The organism is Mesorhizobium sp. M4A.F.Ca.ET.020.02.1.1, assembly GCF_004022645.1.
Taxonomy (GTDB): Bacteria; Pseudomonadota; Alphaproteobacteria; order Rhizobiales; family Rhizobiaceae; genus Mesorhizobium.
Window position 1 is genome coordinate 1 of the sequence record NZ_RZOI01000368.1, and the last position, 6,007, is coordinate 6,007.

A 6,007-nucleotide genomic window follows, 5' to 3' on the forward strand; every position below is an offset into this window, starting at 1 on the left:
ACCGACGACAGCGTGCTTAAGGCGGTTTCCCGCGTGCCGTTGTTCGGCGGTTTCCTAGGTCTTGGCCTGCTGCTCCTGGCGATGGGCTCGATGTGGTACCGCGAAGGGCGGTAGCCTTTTCCTTCTCCCCGTTTCACGGGGAGAAGGTGCCCGAAGGCGGATGAGGGGCAGCGCCGATGCTTGCGATCAGAACTCGGCGCTTGCCCTACCCCTCACCCTGCTCAGCCGGCAAGCCGGCCTCGCTTTCCCTCTCCCCGTAAACGGGGCGAGGGAGAGGCCCTACTCCTCCGGCTCCGTCGTAAACAGCAGCGGATAGCCCTTCGCCTTGCCGGCGTCCGTCGCTCGCGTCGCCTTGGTTTCTGCGACATCCTTGGTGAAGACGGCGACGACGCAGACGCCGCGCCGGTGCGCGGTGATCATCACCTGTTGCGCCTGGTCCTCGCTCAGCCTGAACTCGGCCTTCAGCACCGTCACCACGAATTCGCGCGGCGTGAAGTCGTCGTTGATCAGGATGACCTTGTAGAGTTTCGGCCGCTCGGTCTGCGGCTTCGTTCTGGTGCGTGGCTTGGTGACGGTTTCTGGCATCGGAAACCCGGCAACTGCGAGCAAGGCTCTTACTTTGTCATGCGAGCGCGCGACCGTCCATTTCCGGCGACGGCGCGGCCATTCACGAATCTATGTGGGAGCTATCGTGCGCCGTTCAACGGCCGTGGCGGCCGGCGATGCGGCCGGCGGACGGGCCGTCCGCCCGGCGTTCCATGAACGCGGCGACCGCCCAGGCTGCGAACGCAATCAGGGTCGTGGCCGTCAGCACGATCAGCAGCCAGGTCTGCATCGGCGTGATGTAGTCCCAGTTGGTGGAAATCTCGGGCGCGAACAACGAAGGCTCGGTCCGCCCGCTGGCCGGGTCCGGCACCGGGCTCGCGGTGAACAGGATCAGCATCCTTGCCAGGCCGGTAACGACCAGGCCGCCAAGCGCAATTGAACGCATAATGGACGAAAGCCGCTTCTTCATGCGGATTGTCCTACGGGGTCGGCATTGCGACCAGGTTAAGGATCGCCGTTTGTGGGACCAGTTTCAGCGCGCCGGACCGGGTGCGATCCTGATGCCGGCTCGGCGGCGCCAGTCGAGCCAAGGCCGCTCCAGCCGGATATCGGCTGGAGCGGCCTTGATGCAAGAGCAGGCTTGCGGATCAGGACTTCTTCGCCGGAGCCTTGTTGGCCTTCTTGACCGGGCACTTGTGCGTCTTGGTCACCTTGCAGACCTTCTTGGCGGCAACCTTCGTCGGAGCGGCCTTGGCCGGCGCGGCGGTCGCCGGAGCGGTCGTCGTAGCAGCCGGAGCAGCGGTCGTGGTCGCGGCGGCATTGCCGAGAGCCGGCATCGAGAAGGCCAGAGCAACACCGAGGCCGAGGGCGGAGAGGAGGGACTTTTTCATGGCTTCACTTCCTTTTTTCATGCGGGTCGGAATTCGAGCGTCACTGAACCGGGTCGATCGGTGTCACTCCAAGCAGCTTCAAAGCGTTCGCGAGCATCCGGATTCCCTGCGCCTGCTTCTTGTTGGCGCAGAACCGGTTTCCCTTTCTCTGAAGTGCCTTCGCCGCGGTGACCTGCGTTGCCGCGGCATGGGTTTCGAGGGCTTCGTCAACTTGACGGCTTAGATCGCTGCACCGCTCGGCCCGGGTGATCGGCGTCACCTTTGCATTGGAGGCCGCGACCGCTGCCGTGACGAGCGAAATGCTAAGCAACGCACCCATCAAGCTGATCGTGAACCTCTGCATCGGTCTTGTCCGTTACTCCCGAGACTAGCGTCGCAGCCGGTGATCTGACCGCCACGACATCGGTTATGCCCTTGAAATTTTTCAGGAGTTTTTCCGGACTGTAGAATTTTGTTTCTGGATTGTTTCTGGTGAATCCAGCCTCGCGAAGCATCGTCGCCACTGGCCAAGATATGGCCGGAATTCTATCGTGTGGGTGATATCGGAAATGACCGCCAGGCCACCAGAATGACAGGGATCCCGTGAAATCCGACGCACACATACTGATCGTCGACGACGACAAGGGCATACGCGACCTGCTTCAGGAGTTCTTCCAGAAGCGCGGCCTGCATACCACGGTCGCCGCCGACGGCACTGAGATGGAGGCGATCCTTCGCCGCGCGCAGGTCGACCTCATTGTCCTCGACGTGATGCTGCCTGGAAAAAGCGGGCTCGAGCTCTGCCGCGAGCTCCGCGCCAACTACACGACGCCGATCATCATGCTGACGGCCGTCACCGAGACGACCGACCGGGTCGTCGGGCTTGAGATGGGCGCCGACGACTATGTGCCGAAGCCGTTCGATCCGCGCGAGCTGCTCGCCCGCATCCGCGCGGTGCTAAGGCGCAACGGCGCCGCCGAGCCGCGCCGGCCGGCCGCCAAGCAGATCTTTCATTTCGCCGGCTGGACGATGGACTGCTCGCGCCGACGGCTGACGGCGCCCGGCGACGTCAGGGTCGAGCTGACCATGGCCGAATTCAACCTCCTGCAGACCTTCGTCAAGAGCGCGCAGCGCGTGCTGACCCGCGACCAACTGATCGAGCTGTCGGGCGGCGACACCGGCTACAGTTTCGACCGCAGCGTCGACATCCTGGTCAGCCGGCTGCGGCGCAAGATGGAGGACGATCCGAAGACGCCGAAACTGATCCTTACCGTGCGCAGCGGCGGCTATCAGTTCTTGCCCGAGACGACCACCGAATGAGACGCTTCCTGCCGCAGACATTGCCTGTCTGGGTGCTGCTCATCGTCATTGCCGGCCTGCTGATCAGCCAGGTCGCGACGCTCTACATCGTCTCGCGCGACCGCGCCGCCGCCAATGACGTGGTCGATCTCTACCGGCTGAACGACCGCGCCTTCTCGCTGGTGCAGCTGATGCATGATGCCACGCCCGAGGAACGCAAGGCGACCGCGTCGGGCCTGTTCAACGCCACCTATGCGCTCACTGTTTCGGATACGCCCGCAGTCACCTCCTCGATCGCCGGCGACGACGAGCTCGCCGAGCTGGAGGACATCCTCGTTGGCCGCCTGTCGAAATTCGGCATCACCGACGCGCGCGTCCGGCGCGATCCAGCGTCGCGCGAGGCCGACGCCCCCGGCGGCACGGTTCCCAACAAGGACGTCGGCCAGGTCGAGCGCGACCTTCTGGTGCTGGCGGCGGACTTTGCCCAGAGCGACAAGCTGACGGCGTCGCTGCGCTTCGCCGACGGCCAGTGGCTGAACTTCACCGAACCGAACACCCCGGTCGGGCCGATCCTCAGCTTCGACAGCCTGCCACTCTATTCGCTGATTGCCGGGCTGGTGGTCGCGATGTCGATCTGGTCGCTGCGCCGGCTGACCGCGCCCTACCGGATGATGGAAACGGCGGTGAACCGTATCGGAAACGACCTGAAGAGCCCACCGATCTCCGAAACCGGCAGTCGCGAGATCCGCGCCGCCGCCAAGGCGGTCAACGCCATGCAGGGCAGGCTGCGCGACTATGTCGAGGACCGCGAGCATCTTGCGGCGGCCCTCGCTCACGATCTGCGCACGCCGTTGACCAGGATGCGGCTGCGCCTCGAACTGCTGCGCAAATCGCCGGCGCGCGAAGCGCTCGCCCACGACCTTGCCGACATCGAGAGCATAGCAAGCTCGGTCATCGACTTCGCCAAGTTCGAAGTGACCGAGGAAAAGGCCGAACGCATCGATTTCTGGTCACTGGTGGAATCGATCGCCGACGGTTTCGAGGAGGTTTCGTTCGACAATGACGGCAATCGGCCACGGGGCCTGATCTGTGTCGCCCGGCCGGTGGCGCTGAAACGCTGCGTCACCAACCTGGTCCAGAACGCCGTGATCTATGGCAAGAAGGCGCATCTCAGCCTGGAGCGGTCAGAGCACACGGTCACGCTCGCCATCCGCGACGAAGGGCCAGGCATCCCGCAGGCCCAGCTCGACGCGGTGTTCGGCTCATTTGTCCGCATCGAGCAGTCGCGCAACCGCCAGACCGGCGGCCTTGGCCTTGGCCTGACCATTGCCCGCAACATCGCGCGCGCCGCCGGTGGCGAAATCAGCCTCTCCAACAATCCCGAAGGCGGCCTGCTGACACAGTTGCGACTGCCGCTGGCAGGTTGAGTCAGGAAGTGGGCGGCCAGATCGGCGGCGGGACTGGATCACTCACGCCATCCTTGTGATAGTGCGGCCCGCTCCAGCATGAGGAAAACCACACCCATGTTCTACGCCATCCTGGCCTACCACGTCGAACAAACCGTCCAGTCCTGGACGCCCGAAGAGGATGCGGCGCTGATGGACAACCTGCTCGAGATCAACGACAGGCTGACGCGCGAGGGCAAGCTTGGCCCAGCGGCAAGGCTGGGCGCGACCGCCGACGCCGTCACGCTGCGCGGTCCGGGTGACGGCATGGTGATCGACGGTCCCTTTGCCGAGACAAAGGAACAATTGCTGGGGCTTTACGTGCTCGATTGCACCAGCCAGGACGAGGCGATTGCCACGGCGCGCGACCTCAAGCGCGTCAATCCCACCGCTGTCTACGAGATCCGGCCGGTCATGCTTTATCTGCCTGGCGCGCCGCTTCCCGGCAGCGCGGGATGAGAAGAGCCTGCAAGGCAATCCAGAAGTGCGCCTGGGCAAGGGTCACCGCAGCGGACTGCACCCGGCGATGCGGCCGCGGGCCACGACATCAGCGGGAGCTTCATCGGCCGGATAGCCGAAGTCCTTCAGTTCAGACATCGAGAGACCGGCCAAAGCCCTGCGTTGCATCGAATCCTGATACCGGCGCCGAAGCCCGGCGAAGACAGTCGCGACACGGGCAGCGAGCTTGCCGGCAAAACGGGAGGTCGGCTGGATGGTCCTGAGGCTGATGTAGGTCATTGTAATTCTCCCTCGTTCGAACTCACGAGGGCAATGTCCCGCCGGCGCGCTTTGCTAATGTTCATGCAGGCGTGAAACCGCAGGAAAAACCACGGATGGAAGCGCTAAATCGTCGTTAAGTCGACGGCGGGACGTGATATTCTATCCGAGGCTGTTTCTCGGGGGTCGGGGTGCACATCCGATTGCTTGGCGACATCGAGGTTGCTTCTGCAGGAGGGCAACCTTTGCATTTCGCGACGCGCAAGACGTCGCTGCTGTTTGCCGCGCTCGTTTTGGCTGGCCCCAAAGGCCTTCGCCGCGAGAGGGTGGCGGCGATGCTGTGGGCCGGCAGCGGCGAGCAGCAGGCGCGAAATAGCCTGCGCCAGGCCCTGGTCGACATCAGGCGGCTGTTTCCGTCCACCGGCGACGAGGCCATTCGCCTGGAAGGCAATGCCGACACCATCTGGCTGGCGGCGAATGCCGATGAAGCCGACATCTGGATTTTTGACCAGAAGATCCAGGCCGATGACGGTGAAAGTCTCGCGACTGCGGCCGACTTCTACCGGGGCGACCTGCTCGACGGGGTGTCATTGCCGCATGAGATCGACGAATGGCTTGCGCCGTTTCGGGCGAACTACACCCGCAAGGCGCTGGACCTGGCCGAGCGGCTGAGCCTCTTGCCGGAACTGGGTTCGCGCCAGGAACAGGCCTGTGAAAGCCTTGCCGAAAGGCTGGTGAGTCTCGACCCATGCGCCGAGCAGGCCCACCGCGCCCTGATCCGCATCTTCCGCCGCCGTGGCAGGACCAATGACGCCTTCCGCCAGTTCCTGGCCTGCAAGGAAGCGTTGAAGCGCGAGCTCAGCGTCGAGCCCGAAGAGGCAACGCGGGCGCTGGTCGAACGCATCGAAGCGCCGCCGGAGCATCTGAAGGAACCCATAGCCGAAGGCGGCCTGCCTACCCGCCCGGAAGCGAAGGCGGAGCCGCTGCGCCCTACCGTTTCCATGCCGGAAAAGCCGTCGATCGCGGTCCTCCCGTTCCAGAACATGAGCGGCGACGCCGAGCAGGATTATTTCACCGACGGCGTGGTTGAGGAGATCACGACCGCGCTATCGCATGTGAGCTGGCTGTTCG

The 6,007-nt window shown here is 64.2% G+C and carries 9 protein-coding genes; 4 read left to right on the forward strand and 5 right to left on the reverse strand.

Annotated features, from left to right (window positions below; translation table 11 throughout):
• Positions 1 to 279 precede the first annotated feature (279 nt).
• From clpS to EN742_RS21300, 4 genes are all read right to left on the reverse strand, one after another.
• Positions 280 to 585, reverse strand: a complete 306-nt coding sequence (clpS, locus tag EN742_RS21285) for an ATP-dependent Clp protease adapter ClpS (protein ID WP_126058653.1) — start codon at positions 583 to 585, stop codon at positions 280 to 282.
• Between the two features lie 115 nt (positions 586 to 700).
• Complete coding sequence (locus tag EN742_RS21290; RefSeq protein ID WP_126058652.1) at positions 701 to 1,015, reverse strand: hypothetical protein; 315 nt, start codon at positions 1,013 to 1,015, stop codon at positions 701 to 703.
• A gap of 178 nt (positions 1,016 to 1,193) precedes the next feature.
• Positions 1,194 to 1,436 (reverse strand): hypothetical protein, encoded by a 243-nt coding sequence (locus EN742_RS21295; protein WP_126058651.1) that lies wholly within the window; start codon positions 1,434 to 1,436, stop codon positions 1,194 to 1,196.
• A 40-nt stretch (positions 1,437 to 1,476) separates the two neighbouring features.
• Complete coding sequence (locus EN742_RS21300) at positions 1,477 to 1,779, reverse strand: hypothetical protein (RefSeq protein ID WP_126058650.1); 303 nt, start codon at positions 1,777 to 1,779, stop codon at positions 1,477 to 1,479.
• Between the two features lie 239 nt (positions 1,780 to 2,018).
• On the opposite strand from EN742_RS21300, the gene EN742_RS21305 reads away from it, so the two are divergent.
• The 3 genes from EN742_RS21305 (at position 2,019) to EN742_RS21315 (ending at position 4,618) form a co-directional block, all read left to right on the forward strand.
• A complete protein-coding gene (locus EN742_RS21305) occupies positions 2,019 to 2,735 on the forward strand; it encodes a response regulator transcription factor (RefSeq protein WP_126058649.1) in 717 nt (238 codons plus the stop codon).
• The gene (locus EN742_RS21310) at positions 2,732 to 4,141 is read left to right on the forward strand and encodes an ATP-binding protein (protein ID WP_126058648.1); all 1,410 of its coding nucleotides are present in this window, start codon (positions 2,732 to 2,734) and stop codon (positions 4,139 to 4,141) included. The genes EN742_RS21305 and EN742_RS21310 overlap by 4 nt, the downstream gene beginning before the upstream one ends.
• Before the next feature lie 96 nt (positions 4,142 to 4,237).
• A complete protein-coding gene (locus EN742_RS21315; protein WP_126058647.1) occupies positions 4,238 to 4,618 on the forward strand; it encodes a YciI family protein in 381 nt (126 codons plus the stop codon).
• Positions 4,619 to 4,660: 42 nt separating this feature from the next.
• Here EN742_RS21315 and EN742_RS21320 read toward each other — a convergent pair whose 3' ends face one another.
• Positions 4,661 to 4,897, reverse strand: a complete 237-nt coding sequence (locus EN742_RS21320) for a hypothetical protein (RefSeq protein ID WP_126058646.1) — start codon at positions 4,895 to 4,897, stop codon at positions 4,661 to 4,663.
• Positions 4,898 to 5,121: 224 nt separating this feature from the next.
• Between EN742_RS21320 and EN742_RS21325 the strand changes: the two genes are divergently transcribed.
• Positions 5,122 to 6,007, forward strand: an 886-nt coding sequence (locus EN742_RS21325; protein ID WP_281034981.1) for a BTAD domain-containing putative transcriptional regulator, incomplete at its 3' end; no start/stop codon positions are given.

Coding starts and splice junctions, on each gene's coding strand:
- clpS (WP_126058653.1), bottom strand. CDS start 585: ATGCCAGAAACCGTCACCAAGCCACGCACCAGAACGAAGCCGCAGACC.
- EN742_RS21290 (WP_126058652.1), bottom strand. CDS start 1,015: ATGAAGAAGCGGCTTTCGTCCATTATGCGTTCAATTGCGCTTGGCGGC.
- EN742_RS21295 (WP_126058651.1), bottom strand. CDS start 1,436: ATGAAAAAGTCCCTCCTCTCCGCCCTCGGCCTCGGTGTTGCTCTGGCC.
- EN742_RS21300 (WP_126058650.1), bottom strand. CDS start 1,779: ATGCAGAGGTTCACGATCAGCTTGATGGGTGCGTTGCTTAGCATTTCG.
- EN742_RS21310 (WP_126058648.1), top strand. CDS start 2,732: ATGAGACGCTTCCTGCCGCAGACATTGCCTGTCTGGGTGCTGCTCATC.
- EN742_RS21315 (WP_126058647.1), top strand. CDS start 4,238: ATGTTCTACGCCATCCTGGCCTACCACGTCGAACAAACCGTCCAGTCC.
- EN742_RS21320 (WP_126058646.1), bottom strand. CDS start 4,897: ATGACCTACATCAGCCTCAGGACCATCCAGCCGACCTCCCGTTTTGCC.